The sequence below is a fragment of the Parasphingorhabdus sp. W113 genome, assembly GCF_055693205.1.
Genome location: NZ_CM146328.1, coordinates 3,576,207 through 3,594,341 on the forward strand (window position 1 = coordinate 3,576,207; position 18,135 = coordinate 3,594,341).

18 protein-coding genes and 1 tRNA gene are annotated in these 18,135 nt (G+C 59.8%); 13 read left to right on the forward strand and 6 right to left on the reverse strand.

Going from position 1 to position 18,135, the window contains the following annotated elements; all coding sequences use genetic code 11:
- The first annotated feature begins 5 nt into the window (after positions 1-5).
- The 6 genes from ACZ1GS_RS17425 to ACZ1GS_RS17450 all read left to right on the forward strand — a co-directional run bounded on the left by ACZ1GS_RS17425 (position 6) and on the right by ACZ1GS_RS17450 (position 6,095).
- Positions 6-1,661, forward strand: coding sequence for an NAD+ synthase (locus ACZ1GS_RS17425; protein WP_472696423.1), 1,656 nt, complete (start codon positions 6-8; stop codon positions 1,659-1,661).
- A gap of 108 nt (positions 1,662-1,769) precedes the next feature.
- A complete protein-coding gene (gene gltX / locus ACZ1GS_RS17430; protein ID WP_472696424.1) occupies positions 1,770-3,107 on the forward strand; it encodes a glutamate--tRNA ligase in 1,338 nt (445 codons plus the stop codon).
- A 161-nt stretch (positions 3,108-3,268) separates the two neighbouring features.
- Entirely contained in the window at positions 3,269-3,937 is a 669-nt protein-coding gene (locus ACZ1GS_RS17435) for an energy transducer TonB (RefSeq protein ID WP_472696425.1), read from the forward strand.
- 83 nt (positions 3,938-4,020) lie between these two features.
- Entirely contained in the window at positions 4,021-4,437 is a 417-nt protein-coding gene (locus ACZ1GS_RS17440) for a hypothetical protein (RefSeq protein WP_472696426.1), read from the forward strand.
- A gap of 37 nt (positions 4,438-4,474) precedes the next feature.
- Complete coding sequence (gene ribD / locus ACZ1GS_RS17445; RefSeq protein ID WP_472698168.1) at positions 4,475-5,422, forward strand: bifunctional diaminohydroxyphosphoribosylaminopyrimidine deaminase/5-amino-6-(5-phosphoribosylamino)uracil reductase RibD; 948 nt, start codon at positions 4,475-4,477, stop codon at positions 5,420-5,422.
- 58 nt (positions 5,423-5,480) lie between these two features.
- Positions 5,481-6,095, forward strand: a complete 615-nt coding sequence (locus ACZ1GS_RS17450) for a riboflavin synthase (RefSeq protein WP_472696427.1) — start codon at positions 5,481-5,483, stop codon at positions 6,093-6,095.
- Positions 6,096-6,128: 33 nt separating this feature from the next.
- Here the strand turns inward: ACZ1GS_RS17450 and ACZ1GS_RS17455 are convergent, their stop codons facing one another.
- Entirely contained in the window at positions 6,129-6,965 is an 837-nt protein-coding gene (locus tag ACZ1GS_RS17455; RefSeq protein WP_472698169.1) for a DUF1134 domain-containing protein, read from the reverse strand.
- Between the two features lie 258 nt (positions 6,966-7,223).
- Between ACZ1GS_RS17455 and ACZ1GS_RS17460 the strand changes: the two genes are divergently transcribed.
- Positions 7,224-7,315: transfer RNA gene (locus tag ACZ1GS_RS17460), tRNA-Ser, on the forward strand.
- A gap of 22 nt (positions 7,316-7,337) precedes the next feature.
- Here the strand turns inward: ACZ1GS_RS17460 and ACZ1GS_RS17465 are convergent.
- Positions 7,338-7,526, reverse strand: a complete 189-nt coding sequence (locus tag ACZ1GS_RS17465) for a hypothetical protein (protein WP_472696428.1) — start codon at positions 7,524-7,526, stop codon at positions 7,338-7,340.
- 101 nt (positions 7,527-7,627) lie between these two features.
- Here ACZ1GS_RS17465 and ACZ1GS_RS17470 point away from each other — a divergent pair, with 101 nt between their 5' ends.
- From ACZ1GS_RS17470 to ACZ1GS_RS17490, 5 genes are all read left to right on the forward strand, one after another.
- Positions 7,628-8,401, forward strand: a complete 774-nt coding sequence (locus tag ACZ1GS_RS17470; protein WP_472696429.1) for an SDR family oxidoreductase — start codon at positions 7,628-7,630, stop codon at positions 8,399-8,401.
- A 103-nt stretch (positions 8,402-8,504) separates the two neighbouring features.
- Positions 8,505-9,437 (forward strand): SDR family oxidoreductase, encoded by a 933-nt coding sequence (locus ACZ1GS_RS17475; protein ID WP_472696430.1) that lies wholly within the window; start codon positions 8,505-8,507, stop codon positions 9,435-9,437.
- A gap of 5 nt (positions 9,438-9,442) precedes the next feature.
- Positions 9,443-10,210 (forward strand): SDR family NAD(P)-dependent oxidoreductase, encoded by a 768-nt coding sequence (locus ACZ1GS_RS17480; protein ID WP_472696431.1) that lies wholly within the window; start codon positions 9,443-9,445, stop codon positions 10,208-10,210.
- 75 nt (positions 10,211-10,285) lie between these two features.
- Positions 10,286-10,849, forward strand: a complete 564-nt coding sequence (locus ACZ1GS_RS17485) for an RNA polymerase sigma factor (protein ID WP_472696432.1) — start codon at positions 10,286-10,288, stop codon at positions 10,847-10,849.
- The gene (locus tag ACZ1GS_RS17490) at positions 10,836-11,210 is read left to right on the forward strand and encodes a DUF6768 family protein (protein ID WP_472696433.1); all 375 of its coding nucleotides are present in this window, start codon (positions 10,836-10,838) and stop codon (positions 11,208-11,210) included. The genes ACZ1GS_RS17485 and ACZ1GS_RS17490 overlap by 14 nt, the downstream gene beginning before the upstream one ends.
- Positions 11,211-11,238: 28 nt before the next feature.
- Here the strand turns inward: ACZ1GS_RS17490 and ACZ1GS_RS17495 are convergent, their stop codons facing one another.
- From ACZ1GS_RS17495 to ACZ1GS_RS17510, 4 genes are all read right to left on the reverse strand, one after another.
- On the reverse strand, positions 11,239-12,240 hold the full coding sequence (locus tag ACZ1GS_RS17495) for a HupE/UreJ family protein (RefSeq protein ID WP_472696434.1): 1,002 nt from the start codon (positions 12,238-12,240) through the stop codon (positions 11,239-11,241).
- On the reverse strand, positions 12,237-13,079 hold the full coding sequence (locus tag ACZ1GS_RS17500) for a peptidyl-prolyl cis-trans isomerase (protein ID WP_472696435.1): 843 nt from the start codon (positions 13,077-13,079) through the stop codon (positions 12,237-12,239). Before ACZ1GS_RS17500 ends, ACZ1GS_RS17495 begins: the two co-directional genes overlap by 4 nt.
- A 3-nt stretch (positions 13,080-13,082) precedes the next feature.
- Positions 13,083-14,975, reverse strand: a complete 1,893-nt coding sequence (locus ACZ1GS_RS17505) for a DUF3604 domain-containing protein (RefSeq protein ID WP_472696436.1) — start codon at positions 14,973-14,975, stop codon at positions 13,083-13,085.
- 132 nt (positions 14,976-15,107) lie between these two features.
- A complete protein-coding gene (locus ACZ1GS_RS17510; RefSeq protein WP_472696437.1) occupies positions 15,108-15,980 on the reverse strand; it encodes a TauD/TfdA dioxygenase family protein in 873 nt (290 codons plus the stop codon).
- 156 nt (positions 15,981-16,136) lie between these two features.
- Here ACZ1GS_RS17510 and acs point away from each other — a divergent pair, with 156 nt between their 5' ends.
- Positions 16,137-18,074, forward strand: a complete 1,938-nt coding sequence (gene acs / locus ACZ1GS_RS17515; protein ID WP_472696438.1) for an acetate--CoA ligase — start codon at positions 16,137-16,139, stop codon at positions 18,072-18,074.
- Positions 18,075-18,135 lie beyond the last annotated feature (61 nt).

The window sequence follows — 18,135 nt, forward strand, 5'->3', positions numbered from 1 at the left end:
ACGGAATGAACGGAACGCTCAAGATTACAATGGCTCAGCTCACCCAATCGGTGGGCGATTTGTCCGGCAATGCCGATGCAATGCTTGCGATTTACGATAGCAAGACGGATAGCGATCTGGTCGTTTTCCCCGAATTGCAGCTCATCGGTTATCCGCCGGAGGACCTGGTATTGAAGCCAGCCGTGCAGGAACGGGCTGCTGCTGAATTGCAGCGCCTCGCCGAAGCCACGGCCGGCCGCGACACGGCGATGCTGGTCGGCTCGATTTTCCGCGAGGGCGACCATTTGTACAATGGCATCGCCTTGCTCGAGCAAGGGCGCATAGCGGCGGTGCGGTACAAGGTGGAGCTCCCCAATTACGGGACGTTTGACGAGAAGCGCCTGTTCACCTCCGGGCCATTGCCGGACCTGATCACTTTTCGGGATTGCAAGATCGGCTTGCCGATCTGCGAAGATGTCTGGTTCCCGACGGTGTGCGAGCATCTCAAAGACCAGGGCGTGGAACTTTTCATCTCGGTGCATGGCAGTCCCTATGAAATCGAGAAAGACGACAAGCGACTGGGTCAGGTGGCGACCCGACGGGTGCGCGAAACCGGGATACCGATGATCTTTCTCAACCGGGTCGGCGGCCAGGATGAAGTGGTTTTCGACGGTGCCAGTTTTGTCTTGAACGGTGACGCTGCGGTGATGCACCAGCTCCCCGACTGGGATGAAGCGGTGGTCGATACGCACTGGACCAAATCCGACGGCAACTGGACCTGTGCGCCTGGAGAGTTGCACGCGCTCGATGACCATCCGGCGGATATCTACAATGCGATGATAGTTGGCTTGCGCGACTATGTGAATGCCAATCGCTTTCCCGGTGTCATCCTCGGCCTTTCGGGCGGCATTGACAGCGCCTTGTCCGCCGCGGTTGCGGTCGACGCTCTGGGCGCGGACCGGGTATGGTGTGTAATGATGCCATCGCGCTTTACCTCGCAGGAGAGTCTTGATGACGCCGCCGGCTGCGCCGAACTGCTCGGCACCCGGCTCGACACGATTTCGATTGTTCCCGCGGTCGAAGGGTTTGATGCGATGCTCGAAGGCAGTTTTGCCGACGAGGATGTCGACATAACTGAAGAAAATATCCAGTCGCGGATCCGCGGCGTCACGCTGATGGCGATGAGCAACAAATTTGGCCATATGCTGCTGACGACCGGCAACAAGAGCGAAATGAGCGTCGGTTATGCCACCATCTATGGCGATATGGCCGGCGGCTATTCGGTGCTCAAGGACGCCTACAAGCTGACCGTGTTCAAACTGTCCGAATGGCGCAACCGCAACAAGCCGAGTCTCGGCATCGGGCCGGATGGGCCGGTCATGCCTGACACGGTCATCACCAAGCCGCCCAGCGCGGAACTGCGCGAAGACCAGAAGGACAGCGACAGTCTGCCGGACTATGAGATCCTCGATCCGCTCCTGCATGGCCTGATCGAAGAGGAGCTGTCGGTTTCGGATCTGGTGGCGCGCGGTTTTGACAGGGACGTGGTGATCCGGATCGAGAAACTGCTCTATATTGCGGAATATAAACGCCGCCAGGCCCCGCCGGGCGTGAAACTGGGGACGCGTAATTTTGGCCGGGATCGCCGCTATCCGATCACCAATGCGTTCCGGACGACATAGCGGCCACCGGGCCTTCCCTAAGCGGGCACCGTCCGGCTCGTTTGGCCCGGGGGCATTTCACACAACATGTCTCGACTTGAACCGAGAGGATCGGCATAGGGCTGGATCATGACCATAAAAACCCGCTTTGCACCGTCGCCGACCGGCCATCTTCATGTCGGTAATATCCGTACCGCGCTCCACAACTGGATGTTCGCGAAGAAAAATGGCGGGACCTTCCTGTTGCGGCTGGATGACACCGACAAGCAGCGTTCCAAGGAAGAATATGTCACCGCGATCCGGGAAGATCTCGCCTGGCTGGGCATCCATCCCGATGCGGAAGAGCGTCAGTCGACGCGATTTGCGCGCTATGAGGAACGGTTTGAGCAGCTGAAAGCCGCAGGCCGGGTCTATCCCGCCTATGAAACGGCGCAGGAACTGGACCTCAAACGCAAGGTGCAGCTCGGTCGCGGAAAACCACCAATTTATGATCGCGGGGCGCTCGACCTGAGCGCGGACCAGATTGCCGCTTTCGAAGCCGAGGGCCGTCAGGCCCATTGGCGGTTCAAGCTGGACCATGCCAATCCGATAGTATGGCATGACCATATTCGGGGCGATCAGAATTTCGACCCGGCTTTGCTGTCCGATCCGGTGATCCGGCGCGAGGATGGCAGCTGGCTCTACATGTTGCCGTCGACCATTGATGACATGGACATGGGCATCACCCATGTCGTGCGCGGCGAAGACCATGTCGCCAATACCGCGGTGCAGATTCAGATGTTCCAGGCCTTTGATGCAGTGGTCCCCGAATTTGCGCATGAAGCGCTGCTGATCGGTACCGAGGGCAAATTGTCCAAGCGGCTGGGGTCGCTGGGAGTCAGTGGATTTCGCGAGCGCCATATCGAACCGCAATCGATTGTCGCGTTGCTCGCGCGGATCGGGACCAGCGATCCGGTCGAACCAATTGCTGACGTCATGACGCTGATCGAAGGCTTTGATTTCAGTCGCTTCGGACGTGCTCCGGCGCGTTTTGATGACGAAGAGCTCGCGCAATTGAATCAGAAAATCGTGCATCTCATGGCCTATGATGCTGTGGCCGATCGCTTGCCTGAAGCGATGACCGCTGAAGCCTGGGAGGTGATCCGTCCCAATATTCATGATCTGAGCGAAGTGACCGACTGGTGGCAGGTCGTGACCGGCCCAGTTGCCGCACCAGACTTAACGGCGGATGATAAGACCTATCTTGCCGCGGCGCGCGTAGCGCTGGAGTCGCTGCCATGGTCAGACACCGCCTGGAAAGATTGGACCGCGGCGCTCAAGCAGGAGACTGGACGCAAGGGCAAGCCCTTGTTCATGCCGCTGCGACAGGCGCTGACCGGGCTTGACCACGGCCCCGACATGTCGGCCTTGCTACCCCTTATTGGCCGGGATTCGGCCTTGGAGCGATTGGCGCAGGCGGCGTCCTGACCTTCGTTTAACAGCCAGACAGAGCGGGGTTGCAGCCTGGCTTAAGGGTCTCATTTGCTTTCATACATGTTATAGTATAACATCACATATGACGGTGCAGCGACAACGTCATCAAGACGGGTTTGCGCCGTCATCCGAGGAGACGGATGAAAGGAAAACCTATGAGCTACACAACGAGCTACGCAAACCGACCACCCAGCCGCAGGGGACTGGCAATTACCATCGGCCTGCACGCAGCGGTATTTGCCGGCGTTATGGCGATGCCGGCGATCACCGCCCATATCGAGGAAAAAGGACCGATCATCATGCGGCCCATCCCGATGGAACCGGAACCCACGCCGCCACCGGAACCGATTGAGAAGCCCCAGAGCGATCCCCGCCCGGTCGATGTGAAAACGCCCGCCGGCCCAATTGTCGAGCCACCGTCGCTGCCTGGCTGGAAAGAGCCGGCCTTTCGCGATCTGGGCGATGAAATTGCCATGGCGGGATCGGGGACGGATAGTGGTTTCCCGACCGCGGAGATTAAGTTCATACCGGAGCCGGAAATCATCGATGCCCAGCTGAACCGGCGCTATAGCCGGTCGTTTCAACCGGCTTACCCTCCCGGCCTGCTGCGCCTTGGGACAGAAGGACTGGTAACGGTAAAGGTACTGGTCGGAACCGATGGTCGACCCGAGCAGATCGAGCTGATTGACAGCCCGCATCCGGATTTCTGGTCCGCGACCCGAAAACATGCGCTGAAGAAATGGCGGTTTACGCCTGCGACCAGAGATGGCCAGGCTTTTGCCAGCTGGATCACTTTGAAGGTTCAGTTCACGATTAACGACTGATCACGGGACAAAAAACGGCGCGATGGCTGGCTTTGTTGCACGGCAGGGCTGGTCATCGCATCGAGAAGTCCCTATTTGAGGGTATGAGTTTTTTCCGAGATGTTTCCCTTGTTGGCGGGTTTAAGGATCTGGTCGGTTTTGTTCGGCAAAGCCCCCGGGAACGGGCGATACCGGCCATATTGGCGATATTTTTTCCCACCCTGATCATCACGATTTTCATCATCGATTCGAAAATCAACACCGCGGCTCCGGAAGGGCCGAAAGTGATCTTTTTCGAAAGCTGGTCAGCGGATCGCACCGACGAAGAGATTCTGGCCGACCGCTGGGCGATTCAGTGCCGCAAGGACAAGGCCCTGGCTGAACGCAAGGAAGCCATGAAAAAGCTGGCCCGGATGTCGGGTATGGATCCGGAAGAAATGGAACGCGATATCGCGGCCCGGCGCGCGGCGCGCGGTGAGGTTGACACGCCGGTCGAACGCCCCGCCGGACTGCAATGCTGAATGCTGGCTCGCGCATAAAATGACGGATACCGACTATATGGTTATGGCCCTCGCGCTGTCCGAGCGCGGCCGCGGCCGCACCGGCGCCAATCCCAATGTCGGGTGCGTGATCGTCAAGGATGGCCATATTGTGGGGCGCGGCTGGACGCAGCCCGGCGGGCGGCCTCATGCCGAAGCCATGGCGCTGGAGCAGGCCGGTGCAGCGGCGCGCGGTGCCGACATCTATACCACCATGGAGCCCTGCGCCCATGAAAGCCCCCGCGGACCAGCCTGCGCCGATCTGCTCAGTAAGGCGCAACCGGCCCGGGTCATTGCGGCCACATTGGACAGCGATACCCGCACCCGGCGCCACGGCATTGATCGTCTCGGCGAGGCGGGGATATCGGTGGTTGTCGGCCTGTGTGAACAGGAGGCGCACCGCGTCATGGCAGGTTTTTTCACCCGTCTCGAAAAGGACCGGCCCCATGTAACGCTCAAGCTCGCGTTGTCACTGGACGGTTGCATAGCGCTGGCGGATGGCAGCAGCCAGTGGATTACCGGGGACCGGGCGCGGGCCCACGCGCATCTCGAACGCGCGCGCTGTGACCTGATCCTGGTTGGTGCGGGAACTGTAGAAGCAGACGTTCCGCGTTTGGATGTCCGTCTGGCGGGCCTTGAAGACCGGTCGCCGCAACCGGTTGTGCTGGGCGGAGCGGAGGTTCCGGACCATTGGATAACGATTGCGAAACCGGAGGCGATAGCGGATCTCGAAAATCATAACTGGCTGATGGTCGAAGGCGGATCGGCGACCGCGGCCTCGTTCCTGAAGGCAAATCTTGTCGATCGGTTGCTGCTTTATCGCGCGCCGATCATCATTGGCGGCGGACTGCCAGGCATTGGTGACATTGGACTCGCCGGTCTCGGCGATGCCCATGGCCAGTGGACACGGCTCGATCGCCGGGCATTGGGACAGGATATGCTTGAGATATATGAACGCGCCGCCTAGTTTGGGCGATCAGCACCATGACTTTCTCGCTGCCGCGCTTTCAGAATAAGGATTTTTCATGTTCACAGGCATAGTTTCCGATATTGGCACGATTACCAAGGCCGAACAGCGCGGGGATCTGCGGCTGGTCATTGCCTGTCATTATGACATGAGCACGGTTGCGATCGGGGCATCCATTGCCTGTTCCGGCGCCTGTCTGACGGTGGTCGACAAGGGACCGGACTGGTTCGCGGTCGACATTTCAGCGGAAAGCATCTCCAAGACCGCCAGAGGCATGTGGACCGAAGGGCGCACGCTTAATCTCGAGCGCGCACTGAAAGTCGGGGATGAGCTCGGTGGTCATATCGTCACCGGCCATGTCGATGCCGTTGGCGATGTGCTTTCGGTCGAAACCGAGGGCGATTCCCATCCGATCCTGATCCGCGCACCGGCGACAATCGCCGCCTATCTGGCACCCAAGGGATCGGTGACGGTCGACGGCATATCGCTGACCGTCAATAGCGTCAAGGATGAGGCAGATGGCAGCGCCATATTCGGCCTCAATATCATTCCGCACACCGCCAGTGTCACGACCTTTGCCCAGCTCAAGGCTGGCGATCAGGTCAATCTCGAGATTGATATTCTCGCGCGCTATCTCGCCCGGATGGAGCAGCAGCGCGCAGCGACCGCCTGAACCGTTGAATCACTGGCAATGCGGAGGCCCGGTTTAGAAGGGCAACCAGCGCTGCTTCTTGCTGAACTTCATATAGCCGACATTCGCGCCCAGTCGCAGACCAGCGCCGAGACGCACCGGAATCAGCACTTTGTCGCCGCTGCGCAAATAGCTGACATGGAAACCGCCGATAAAATAGGCCGCGCCTTCGCCGGCAGGGAATCGTTGATACAGGTCTTCGGTGTCGTAAAGATTATAGACCAGCACAAAGCTGTTGGCCGCGTTGCCGCCCACATCAAAGCCGATTGACGGCCCGGTCCAGTATACCGGCCGTTCGCCTTCGATCTTGTGGTGCAGTTTGCCGGAGCCATAGCGCAGACCGACAACAAAGGCGCCAGACGCCTCGCGCCCGGCAATATAGGCGTTGGGACGTCCCTGCTTCTTCAAAATATCTTCGATCACTCCAGCCAGACCTTTGGCCCCTTTGCCGAACACGCCTTCCGCGGCGCCGATCAGGTCATCGTCCTGATAGGTGGTCGCGTCATCGACATTCGCACCGGCAAAATCGCCTTCGCCGGTTGTCGCCTGATCGGTTCCGCCGGCATTTTCGACCGGCACGGCATTGTCGGTGTTGAGGTCGCTGTCGATAGTGGTGTCGGCCGCCGGGTTGTCGACGGTCGCGCTGACCGTGGTATCGGTTTCGGCTGCCGGCGTGGTCAGCGTGCCATCATAATCAGGATTGTCGAGATCCGCGTCAATCGCATCATTCGGGTCAATCGTCTGGACCTGGGCGAAAGCGGGCGTGGCGGGTGACAGGGCCAGCGCCGCAACGGCAAACAGGCCAAGCAGTTTCCGGCCCAATGGTTGACTTGGGGTTTTTTTCACAGACATTTCCTTTGGGCACGACTTAGTCATGGGTAAACTCCTTCCCATACCAGCCGCCAATGGTTGTTGGCCTTTCCCCCTGACTGCGCAATGAACGGGCGGTGACCCGAGTCGATTTTGCGTTCTGTTGAGTGGTTTCCACCACGGAATGTCTGGTCACCGCAGAAAAACGCCCCGAAACGGAGCACCAGACGGCCATATTTTAGCCGTTGCAGGCAAGGCGAAGCGTCGTTATAGCGCTGGACCTTGGCTAGCCAATCATGCGGACACGTGGGTGAGCGGCTGAAACCACCTCCCTGCTAAGGAGGCAAGGGCCTCACGGTCCTTCGAGGGTTCGAATCCCTCCGTGTCCGCCACTTTTCTCCCCCTCAAAACCCATCATTCAATGCCCTGGTCCGCCGGTCGGGGAATCCGCTTGCCTTTGGTGCGGCTGGTCAGGTGGTATTTTCGGCAGCGGTCGCAGCGATAGGGGCGGAGAGTGTAGCCGCTTTGCTGCGCGATGCGGATCGCCTCCTGTTCGGTGGCGTAGCGCTTTTTCCGGGTGCAGATGCTTTGTCTGGTGCGCATGGTGGTGGCGTTTCCCTGTCGTCCGCGGCGGTGATGCTTGCCAAGTCTGTGCGGTGCTATAGTAGCGAAGGTTGATCACGGGACAACAGAAAGCAGCGGGTATGAATCTCAAGGACACCATCATCGTCATCACCGGAGCCGCCAGCGGGATCGGTGCGGCATTGGCCCGGCGCTTTGCGCAGGAAGGGGCGCGGCATATTGTCTGTGCCGATCGCGACCTGGCCGGCGCGGAAGCGGTGGCGGCGGATATTGGCGGCACCGCAATCGGGACGGATGTCGGGCGCGAAGCCGATATCACCGCCCTGATTGAAACGGTGGAAGCGGATATCGGGCCGATCGACCTGTTTGTTTCCAATGCCGGAATCATCATGGAAGGCGGCGTCGAAACGGCCGATGCGGACTGGCAACGCATCTGGGATATTAACGTCAACGCCCATATTCGGGCGGCACGGGTGCTGGTGCCGAAAATGTTGGCGCGGGGCGGCGGCTATATGCTGAGCACTGCATCGGCGGCGGGCCTGCTCGCTCAAATCGGATCGGCGCCTTATTCGGTGACCAAACATGCCGCGGTGAGTTTCGCCGAATGGCTGGCGATCACCCATGGCGATGACGGTCTGAAAGTATCGGTGCTCTGCCCGCAAGGCGTGGCGACCGCGATGACGGCTGATATCGACACTTCGACGGTGGCGAAAGACGGAATGCTGACCGCGGAAGTGGTGGCTGAAACAACGCTTGAAGCGATCACCGAAGAGCGGTTTCTGATTTTGCCGCATCCCGAGGTCGCCGACTATATCCGTCAGAAGGGCAGCGATCCGGAGCGCTGGATCACCGGGATGCAGCGCTGGCAGGCGCGCCTCACCACACAGGGCAGTTGATGGCAACACGGCCCGCCTAGCATTTTTGTCCTGATAAAATGGAGCATTGGGGCTGGCGACCGGAAGCCCTAGCGTCATCCTCATGATAAAAGGAGGATGAACAATGGCATTGGTATCTGTCGTCGGCGCAACCGGGCGTCAAGGTTTGGCACAAATCCGTCAGTTGGGCGCAACCGGACACAAGGTCCGCGCCCTGTCCCGTAGCGAATCCCCCGATCTCGGTGGCAGCAATATTGCCGACGAGGCGCGCATATTCGATCTTTATGACGAGGATACCTGGATTCCCGCCTTTGAAGGGTCGGACGCCGTGTTCTATACCCATCCCCTGCAGGCGCGCGAAGATCGCGCGACGCTGACCGGTCGCGTGGCCGAAGCGGTCCAGAAAGCGGGCGGCAAGCGGTTCATCTGGAACACATCGAGCTGGATTCCGGAGCGCCCGGGGGAACCGTTCACTTATGGCAATAACACGATTGCGGTAAACTCGATTTTCCGGTCCGGCGTCCCGGCGACGGTGTTCGGATCAGTGCTGTTCATGGACAATCTGCTGACCAACTGGGCGCGGCCATTCATTGTCGATGAAAGCCGCTATGTCTATCCGCATGAGGCGCATCTCGAGGCCAACTGGATCAGTCTTGACGATGTCGGCAAATGCATGGTCGCGGCCATGGAGCGGCCTGACTTTGAAGGCTCCTGGCTCAATATTGGCGGCCCGCAGCGGATCAAACCGCCGGAGGTTGCGGCCACCCTGTCGAAGGTTTTCGGGCGCGAGATCAAATATGATCCCTGTACGCCTAAGGAATTTGGTGACTTGCTGGTCAATGCCTTTGGCGATGATGTACCGGAGGAAAATCGCGCCACCATGTCCGCCGGCATCGCGGCCTTTTATGAATATAATAACAAGGCCGAGACCAAGCCGTTTGAAGTGAATTTCGATTTTGTCCAGCAACGCCTGCCCGAAGTCGAGTTTGAAACGCTGGAACAATGGGCGGCCCGCCAGGACTGGTCGGAAAATGCCCACCGGCCACCCGCAGGCTAGACCGTATGACACAGCGCCTGGAGGGCAAGATTGCATTGGTCACTGGTGGCGCGTCGCGGCCCGGCATTGGTGCCGCGATTGCCGAGCGGCTGGCCGAGGAAAAGGCTATTGTCGTGCTCAGCGATGTGGATCTGCCTGGCGTGGAAGAAACCGCGCAGCTGATTCGCGATCAGGGTGGCCAGGTGACCGCGATGCATCAGGATGTGACGTCACAGGAGGGCTGGGACGCCACCATCGCGGCCATATTGGCCGCGCATGGCCGGCTCGACATATTGGTCAACAATGCCGGAATCCTGGATGTCGCCGCGATCACCAGCAGCAACGCAGTACCGGCCTTGCGCCGCCAATATGATGTCAATGTCGAGGGCAGCTTCATGGGCACGCAGGCAGCGGTGGCCGCGATGCGGGAGACCGGCGGCGGGTCGATCATTAACCTGTCTTCCGTCGCAGGGTTGGTCGGGTTCCGCGGCAGCGCGAGCTATGCGGCATCGAAGGGCGCGGTGAAGCTGTTTAGTAAATCCGTCGCCCTGGAAGTGGCGGCTGATCAAATTCGGGTCAATACCGTACATCCGGGCATTATCCGCACCAATATGCAAAGCGCGGGTGCCGACACCAATGCCGAGAATTATGCCGCGATAGAGGCGGCTATCCCGGCGGGACGGCTCGGGGAGCCGAAGGATATTGCCAATTGCGTCCTGTTCCTCGCATCGGATGAATCCAGCTATGTGACCGGCGCAGAATTTGTCGTCGATGGCGGCTATACCGCGCAATAGCGAACATATTTCCGCCCGTTTGAACCTTTTTACCCGCGATGCCGACTATCAGGGTAAAAGGCATTCAGCTTGCTTATGCGATATAGTGATACAGACCGGGTTTTTGATGCCTTGCTGCTCCGTCGGATCCAGGCCGGGGATCGCCGTGCCGGAGAACGATTGGCGGCGCGCTGGTATCCCAGGCTGCTGCGAACGGCCCATCGTCTTTTGGGCGACAGGGAGCAAGCCGAGATCGCCGTACAAGAGGCGTGGAGCGGCATCTGCAAAGGCTGGACTGGTCTGCGCAATCCGGATCGCTTTCCGGCTTGGGCCTATCGGATTTTGCATCATAAATGCGCCGATCATATCCGGTCCAACAAGCGCTATCGGGAGCGGATGGATGCGCGGGAAGAAGCGGTTGCGACGATCAGCCCGCGCGGTGAGGACAAGGTGTCGCTGGAGCAGGCCTTTGCGGGACTGAGCAACGATCATCGCGCCACCGCGCTCCTCTATTTTCAGGAGGGGCTGACGATGCGCGAAATTGCCGAAGCGACCGCGACGCCGGTGGGGACCACCAAGTCCCGCCTGTTTCATGCCCGCCGCCAATTGCAGGCGGCACTCGATCACCAAGACGAAGGAGAAGACCATGAACATGTTTGACAATCAGCCGGAAGGCAGGCTGAGCGCCGAGGACCAGGCGTTTCTCGCCGATCTGGAAAATGGCCGGGGCCTATTCGAGCAGCTTGGCGCCACCTTGCAGGGCCCGATGCGCTTCTGGTCCTATCTGATTACGATCCTGACCTTCTTCGTGGCGATGGCGGCCCTTTATGCTGGCTGGCAGGCGTTCCACGCTGCCGCCATGCGGGACATCATCCTCTGGTCAGCCGCGACCATCTTGCTGTTCATGATGGTCGCGTTTATGAAGAACTGGTTGTTTCAGCGGATGAATCTGCTGTCAGTGCTGACCGAGTTAAAGACACTGGAGCTGCGGATCGTGCAGCTCAATGACCGCATCAAATGACCGATCCAGCGGCGACCCGGATGATGGATCAGGCGATCATCCGTTCGATAAACCAGTAGGTTGCGATAATGCCGATTCCATAGGAGGTCGCCAGCTTGACCGGCTGTAGCGCGGCGATGCGAACCCGGCGGATCAGCGCCAGCACCGCGAGGGCGATCGCAACAATGGCCAGCTGGCCGATTTCAACGCCTAGGTTAAAGGTCAGCAGCGCCATCGGGATGGCATCCTGCGGCAAACCGATTTCCGCCAGCGCGCCGGCAAAGCCAAAACCGTGCAGCAGCCCGAACAGGAAAGCGACAATCCACGGATAGCGTTCCGACAGGCGCAGACTGGCCGCATCTCCGGCGCGCTGCGCTTTGACAATTTCCACCGCCAGGAACACAATTGACAGCGCAATGACCGCTTCGACCGGTTGGGATGGCAGCGCAAGATAGCCGAGCGTCGTTCCGATCAGCGTGATGCTGTGGGCGATGGTAAACGCAGTAACCGTCTGCGCCACCAGCCACCCGCCCTTGAGCAGCAGGACCAGCGCGAGCACGAATAGCAGATGGTCAAAGCCCAGCAGGATATGCTCGATTCCGATGATGGTGTAGGTCCAGGCCACATTGGCAATTGCATCCTTCTGCGCGATGGTTGCGCTGGGCGCGTCGGGGGTCAGCCGCAGCGTCTGGGTGTCCTCTGCAAGCGGGCTGATGCGGACCAGCGCGTCAGTGGTGGCCAGTTCGAGCCCAGCAAGGCCAATTTCCTGTCCGGCGATGGACCCGGTGCACCGCAGCGCCTGACGGGTCAGAATGCTGCTGGCAACGAAACGCCGCTCGGCTTCGCCGGTCGGGGTACAATTCTCGGGCCACTCGACCTGCCCGGAGCGCCCAAGCCGGGAATTGGCCGATGCTTTCCAGACAATCGTCCAGTCCTGTTCTGACTCTTGGGTCAGTTCGATATAGGCTGGTCGCAATTCATCCGCCCGGGCCGTGCCTGGGGTCAGGGCGAGGATCATCAGGCCGAGAAAACCGAACCAGACTGCTCTCATTGCCGGCCAGCCACCTGAATATCATATTGTGCGCGATAGCGGTCGAACGCGGCGGCTTGCTGGCGGGCGCGTTGGGCTGCGCGCCAGTCATTGGTCACGGTCTGGCGGACATCGTCCAGCGACGGCGGTTGGCCCGGAACCCGGGCCCGAATCTTCACCAGATGCTGGCCGAAGCCAGAATCAACCGGCCCCTGCCAGGAGCCGACTGGAAGACTGGCCAGAGCCGCGGCAAATTCTTCCCCGAATTGCCGTGCAATAGCGGATGTCGCCGACTTGCGGACGGTGGTTGGCAAGGAAATCGGTCGCCCCGCTGCAGCCGAATCAATCGCCTCCTGGTTCAGCTGGTCGCGCAAGGCCGCAACATCTTCGTCCGTAATATCGGGTGCTTGGCCGAGATAGACCTGGTCCAGATCATAGCGCGCCGACAGCGTATATTGTTCTGGCCGTTCATCGAGCCATTGTTGCAATTCGGCTTCGCTTGGCGTGGTTTCGGACGCGTCGCTATTATCCAGAAACCGCATTTTGGTGAACAGCCGGCGGCGGATTACCGGATCATTGCGATCGAGGCCCAGGCGCAGCGCCTCGCGATAATAGACCTCTTCCTGGATCTCCTGGTCAATCAGGCCATCGAGCTCCGCCCTGGTTGGCGGTCGGCGGAAATTCTGGACCCAGCGAGCGTTGAGCCGCGCGACGTCGCTTTCGCTGATCGTGATCGCATAGTCAGCCGGATCCCGATCGGTCCCGGTCGCCCAGAAAAAGCCGAACACCAGCAAGGCGCCACCGAGAAAATGGATCAGCGGTTCCCCGATCAGTTTCGCGAACCGCGTTCTGATGCTCATCCACTAGGCCTTCGGCGTGTACCAGATCGGCGAGGTATAGGCCCGTTCCTGTTGAATCTTGATCACGTCATCGGGCAGGGTCAGACCGAATCGCAACGCATCATAGACCGGCCAGGTCGGCGTCGGGATTTCCAGCACGCGGACATAATAAAAGGCATTTTGCCCGGCATCAAAGTCGGGGTCCTGCCACCATGTCGTCAGTTCCGGTGCGCCCGAATCCTTGTCCCAGGTGCCTTTTGTCAGGTCGACCGTATTGGCCACCGGGGTGACCTTGCCGTCAGCGCCGCGGGTGCGGTTTTCGGCATCGCTCCAGCTGATATTATAGACCTTCTCCTGCGACCGGCCGTCGGCATCGACCCAGCCCTTGATCACCTGAATGCGGTCCAGCCCGGCGCTTTCGGGATCCATCAGCGCGCTGACCAGGAAGGTCGGGGCCTTGCCGTCACCGCCGCTCAGATCCCCGCCCATCGGCACGCCTTTGGCATAGCCGGCCTTGACCAGATCATCCGTGTCCCCTTCGGCAAAATCAAAGCCGCCGAAAAACCGGACCTGCATGCGTGGACCGGTCGTGGCATAGACTTCGCGGCGCATCATCGCGTCGAAAATCGCTTCGCGGCTGTTGCTGGTGGCCCATACCGCCGCATAGCCGCTCGACAGATAGTGCCAGCCGAAACGGCCTTCGCGGGTGCCGAGATTTTGCGGTGCCATGGCGCGGTCTTTGTTGTTCAGCTCATTGCCGCTATGCTTGCCGAAAAAATTGTCTTCGTCCGCCGTGGCCAGCGATGTGTGACTGTCAGTCGATCCGATCATCCCGAATTTGAACGGGTTGGCACCGACCGTGACCGCCAGTTCGAGGCCCCGTTTCAGCGCTTCGCGAACATAGCTGCCGCCATAGCTTTCGGGCGCCATCTTCTGGCCGCAGCTCAGGTTACAGGTATCCCAGCCGGCATCACCGAAAGCGGCAAATTCATCATTGGGAGACAGAAAGGGATGCGCTTCGCTATCGCCCTTGATCTGAGTGACTTCGACAATCGGCTCGCGCAGCGCGCGGGTTTTCACATAGGCAGCATCAATTGGGCTGCCGTCAAATTTGCTCATCGCGAACATGCGACCGTTGGACACATTGCTGTTATGCGGAATCGCCAGGATCTTGCCGCCAGTCTGTTGCTCATAAGCCGCCATATAGTCCCAGAGCTTTTCCGGATCCTGTGACCCCAGCGCGCCAAAGGGCAATGTCTGGTTGGTCTTGTCGGACCCGTCCCGATACATCACGACGCGGTGAAGATTGTCGCCCAGCGGCATCGGCGTATATTCAAAGCCCATGAAGGCGGTGAACTTGCCGGGCTCATTATACTGGTCGACGGTCGCACCATGTTTGGTCCACAAATCGGCGGTGCGTTCCTTCTGCTGTTCGGGATCAGTGAGTGATTCCGGCAGCGTGCCCTTGGCTGCACCGTCGATCAGTTCGGCGGTCACTCGCAGGCTGCCTTCCTCGCTCTCGTTCATCATATCGTGCCAGCGCAGCAGGAATGCGTCGCCCAGCAAAGCAATGCGCGGCGCTTCCATAATCGCCTTGGTTGCGCCCATCGCGTCGCTATGGTCGGCGATGACGAGAAAATCGAGCGGCCGCGAGAGCTTTGCTTTTTCGCCTTTGGTGGCGGTCACTTCTTCGCCCCGCGCAAAGCGCAATGCGGCCTCGGCACTCAGCCGGTTGCCAAAACCGAAGGCGTCGATACTGTTGTCGGTGTGCAAATGGGTGTCACCCCAGAAAACCTGTTCCGGATATTCCGTATTGGTGACGGTTGCGTCCGAACCGCTCGAGCCGCCTTGATCGGAGCATCCTGAAACCGCGAGTGCAGCCGTGCCGGCGGCCAGTAAAAGTGCTTTGCGCATCATATTTTCCCTCATCCTCTAGGCGAAAACTATCGGCCTTGGCGGCCGGGCGCAAGGCCTTCCTGTAGGCTGATATTCCGTAGCAGATTCCGTAACGTCAGCGTGAGCTCCCCAGGCGGCGGCCGGGTGCAGCAGTCAGGCCATCGCCTGAAAATAGGGACGATCGCCCGCAATCGTGGCGCGTTGCATGATGCGGCGGGCGGGAAAATAATCCGAGGCAGCAAAATGCTGGGACGCCCGATTGTCCCAGAAGGCGACCGCCCCTGCGGTCCATTTGAAGCGGCATTGAATCTCGGGATTGGATGCGGTGGCATAGAGGGTTTTGAGCAACGCCTTGCTCTCTGCGGCGGGCATGCCGACAATATGGCTGGTGAACGCGCTGTTGACATAAAGGCTCGGCAGGCCGGTTTCAGGATGGGTGCGAACCACCGGATGTTCCTGCAGCGGATATTGGTCGTGAAGTTCTTCCGGTTTTTTGCCCAGCCGTTTGGCGAACACACGCGCAATATCATGCACCGCGGTCAGGCTGCAGATGGTCTCACGCAGATCTTCCGGCAATTTTTCATAAGCGAGATTCATATTCGCGAACAAAGTGTCGCCACCGACCGCCGGAATCTCGATCGCGCTGAGGACCGATCCCAGAGATGGTTCCGGACGCCAGGTGACGTCGCTGTGCCACATATTCTCCTGGCCCTTGCTTTTGGGGCCATGTTCAATGCGTAAAATTTCCCGATGGTCCTGATTTTTGGGCGTGGCCGGGTGGATTTCGAGCGGACCGAACCGCCCGGCAAAACGCAACAGCTGCTCAGGGGTGAGGTGCTGATCGCGAAAGAACAGCACCTTATGGTCGAGCAGCGCTTGCCGGATCGCGGCAATCTGGTGATCGTCCAGCGCATCGGCCAGCGAGATTTCCGACAGTTCCGCGCCGATCGCCGGGGTCAGCGGCTGCAGGACGAAATCCGCTTGCAATGGGGTTTGCCGAACTGGACCGGACGCTGCGCTTGCCATGCTGTTTCCTTGCTTGATGCCGTGATGATCCGCTCTATCCTATCAGGATTGTGAATAAAATCACCACCAACCGCCGGTCTAATACAAAAAGAGCATTTCCGTTGCCTGGGCCCTTTGCTACTGATCGGCAGAAATATGTCTCGAGGAGAGCAGCAGATGAGCGATATGATTCAGCCCGATGGCAAGGCAACCGGCAACACCCACTGCACCGCTGCCGACTATGATCGGCTCTATCAGGACAGTCTCTCCGCACCCGATGCGTTCTGGCTGGAGCAGGCGGGACGGCTGGACTGGACGGTGGCGCCGCAGCAGGCTGGGCAATGGTCCTATCAGCCGGTCGACATAAAATGGTTTGCCGATGGCGTATTGAACATCTGCCACAATGCGGTCGACCGTCATGTGGCCGCAGGGCGGGGCGACCAGCCCGCGCTGATCTTCGAACCCGATGATCCGGCCGGCGCTGGGCGGACTTTGAGCTACGCGGACCTGCTCATCGAAGTGCAGCGTATGGCAAACAGCCTCAAAGCGCTGGGTGTCGGCAAGGGTGATCGGGTGACCATCTACATGCCGATGATCGTCGAGGGTGTTCTCGCCATGCTCGCCTGCGCGCGCATCGGCGCGATCCACTCAGTGGTATTTGGCGGCTTTTCTCCGGAAGCGCTGGCGGGCCGGATCGCCGATTGCGAAAGCCGTTTCGTGATCTGCGCGGATGCCGGCCAGCGGGGCGGCAAGCCAGTGCCGCTCAAGGCCAATGTCGATGCCGCCCTTAGCCGCGACGGCGTGTCTGTCGATGGAGTCCTGGTGATCAATCACAGCGGCAGTGACGTCAACATGACCAGCGGTCGCGATCACTGGTATCACGAGATTGCAGCGGATGTGCCGGCAGATTGCCCATGCGAGCCGATGGCGGCCGAAGATCCGCTGTTCATCCTCTACACTTCGGGTTCGACCGGCAAGCCCAAGGGCGTGCTGCACACAACCGGCGGCTATGCGGTGTGGGCCGCGACCACCTTTCACTATGTGTTTGACTACCAGCCCGGCGAGGTCTTCTGGTGCTCCGCCGATATTGGCTGGGTGACCGGCCACAGCTATATTGTTTATGGCCCGCTGATCAACGGCGCGACCGAAGTGATTTTCGAAGGCGTACCCAACTATCCTGACTATGGCCGGTTCTGGGCGGTGGTCGCCAAGCATAAGGTCAATATTTTCTACACCGCGCCGACCGCGATCCGCGCCCTGATGCGCGAAGGCGATGACCCGGTCACGGCCCATGATCGCAGCTCGCTGCGGCTGCTCGGCACGGTCGGGGAACCGATTAATCCGGAAGCCTGGCGCTGGTATTATGACGTGGTTGGTGAGGGCCGTTCGCCGATCGTCGATACTTGGTGGCAGACCGAAACCGGTGGCATCATGATCACCACGCTGCCGGGCGCCCATGGCATGAAACCGGGCAGCGCGGGCAAGCCGTTTTTCGGGATTCAGCCGCAGCTGGTCGACAATGACGGCAAGGTGCTGACCGGGGCAACCGAAGGCAATTTGTGCATCACCGCGAGCTGGCCGGGCCAGGCGCGTAGCGTCTATGGCGATCATGAGCGGTTTATCCAGACCTATTTCAGCACTTATGAGGGCAAATATTTCACCGGGGATGGCTGCCGCCGCGATGCTGATGACTATTACTGGATTACCGGCCGGGTGGATGATGTGATCAATGTTTCGGGCCACCGGATGGGCACGGCCGAGGTGGAAAGCGCGCTGGTTTCGCATCCTGATGTCGCCGAGGCCGCGGTTGTCGGTTATCCGCATGATATCAAGGGGCAGGGGATCTACTGCTATGTGACACTGAATGCCGGTGTGCAGCCCAGCGATGAACTGACCGCCACGCTGCGGGCACATGTCCGGACCGAAATCGGCCCGATTGCGACACCGGACCATCTGCATTGCAGCCCGGGTTTGCCGAAAACCCGGTCGGGCAAGATCATGCGCCGGATATTGCGCAAGATTGCCGAAAATGACTTTGGCAATCTGGGCGACACGTCCACGCTGGCCGACCCGGCGGTGGTGGATAGCTTGATCAGTGGCAGGATGAACCGATAGACCCCAATGCCCTAGCGGCAGTGCCGTTTTTCAAAATTTATGCATATGGTTTACAGTATTG

Bases quoted from the DNA above. Each gene is read 5' to 3' on its own strand.
- ACZ1GS_RS17435 (WP_472696425.1), top strand. From the start codon at position 3,269: ATGAGCTACACAACGAGCTACGCAAACCGACCACCCAGCCGCAGGGGA.
- ACZ1GS_RS17505 (WP_472696436.1), bottom strand. From the start codon at position 14,975: ATGATGCGCAAAGCACTTTTACTGGCCGCCGGCACGGCTGCACTCGCG.
- ACZ1GS_RS17470 (WP_472696429.1), top strand. From the start codon at position 7,628: ATGAATCTCAAGGACACCATCATCGTCATCACCGGAGCCGCCAGCGGG.
- ACZ1GS_RS17480 (WP_472696431.1), top strand. From the start codon at position 9,443: ATGACACAGCGCCTGGAGGGCAAGATTGCATTGGTCACTGGTGGCGCG.
- ACZ1GS_RS17455 (WP_472698169.1), bottom strand. From the start codon at position 6,965: ATGTCTGTGAAAAAAACCCCAAGTCAACCATTGGGCCGGAAACTGCTT.
- ACZ1GS_RS17425 (WP_472696423.1), top strand. From the start codon at position 6: ATGAACGGAACGCTCAAGATTACAATGGCTCAGCTCACCCAATCGGTG.
- ACZ1GS_RS17485 (WP_472696432.1), top strand. From the start codon at position 10,286: ATGCGATATAGTGATACAGACCGGGTTTTTGATGCCTTGCTGCTCCGT.
- ACZ1GS_RS17510 (WP_472696437.1), bottom strand. From the start codon at position 15,980: ATGGCAAGCGCAGCGTCCGGTCCAGTTCGGCAAACCCCATTGCAAGCG.
- ribD (WP_472698168.1), top strand. From the start codon at position 4,475: ATGGTTATGGCCCTCGCGCTGTCCGAGCGCGGCCGCGGCCGCACCGGC.
- ACZ1GS_RS17450 (WP_472696427.1), top strand. From the start codon at position 5,481: ATGTTCACAGGCATAGTTTCCGATATTGGCACGATTACCAAGGCCGAA.
- ACZ1GS_RS17490 (WP_472696433.1), top strand. From the start codon at position 10,836: ATGAACATGTTTGACAATCAGCCGGAAGGCAGGCTGAGCGCCGAGGAC.
- ACZ1GS_RS17475 (WP_472696430.1), top strand. From the start codon at position 8,505: ATGGCATTGGTATCTGTCGTCGGCGCAACCGGGCGTCAAGGTTTGGCA.
- ACZ1GS_RS17465 (WP_472696428.1), bottom strand. From the start codon at position 7,526: ATGCGCACCAGACAAAGCATCTGCACCCGGAAAAAGCGCTACGCCACC.
- ACZ1GS_RS17495 (WP_472696434.1), bottom strand. From the start codon at position 12,240: ATGAGAGCAGTCTGGTTCGGTTTTCTCGGCCTGATGATCCTCGCCCTG.
- acs (WP_472696438.1), top strand. From the start codon at position 16,137: ATGAGCGATATGATTCAGCCCGATGGCAAGGCAACCGGCAACACCCAC.
- ACZ1GS_RS17440 (WP_472696426.1), top strand. From the start codon at position 4,021: ATGAGTTTTTTCCGAGATGTTTCCCTTGTTGGCGGGTTTAAGGATCTG.
- ACZ1GS_RS17500 (WP_472696435.1), bottom strand. From the start codon at position 13,079: ATGAGCATCAGAACGCGGTTCGCGAAACTGATCGGGGAACCGCTGATC.
- gltX (WP_472696424.1), top strand. From the start codon at position 1,770: ATGACCATAAAAACCCGCTTTGCACCGTCGCCGACCGGCCATCTTCAT.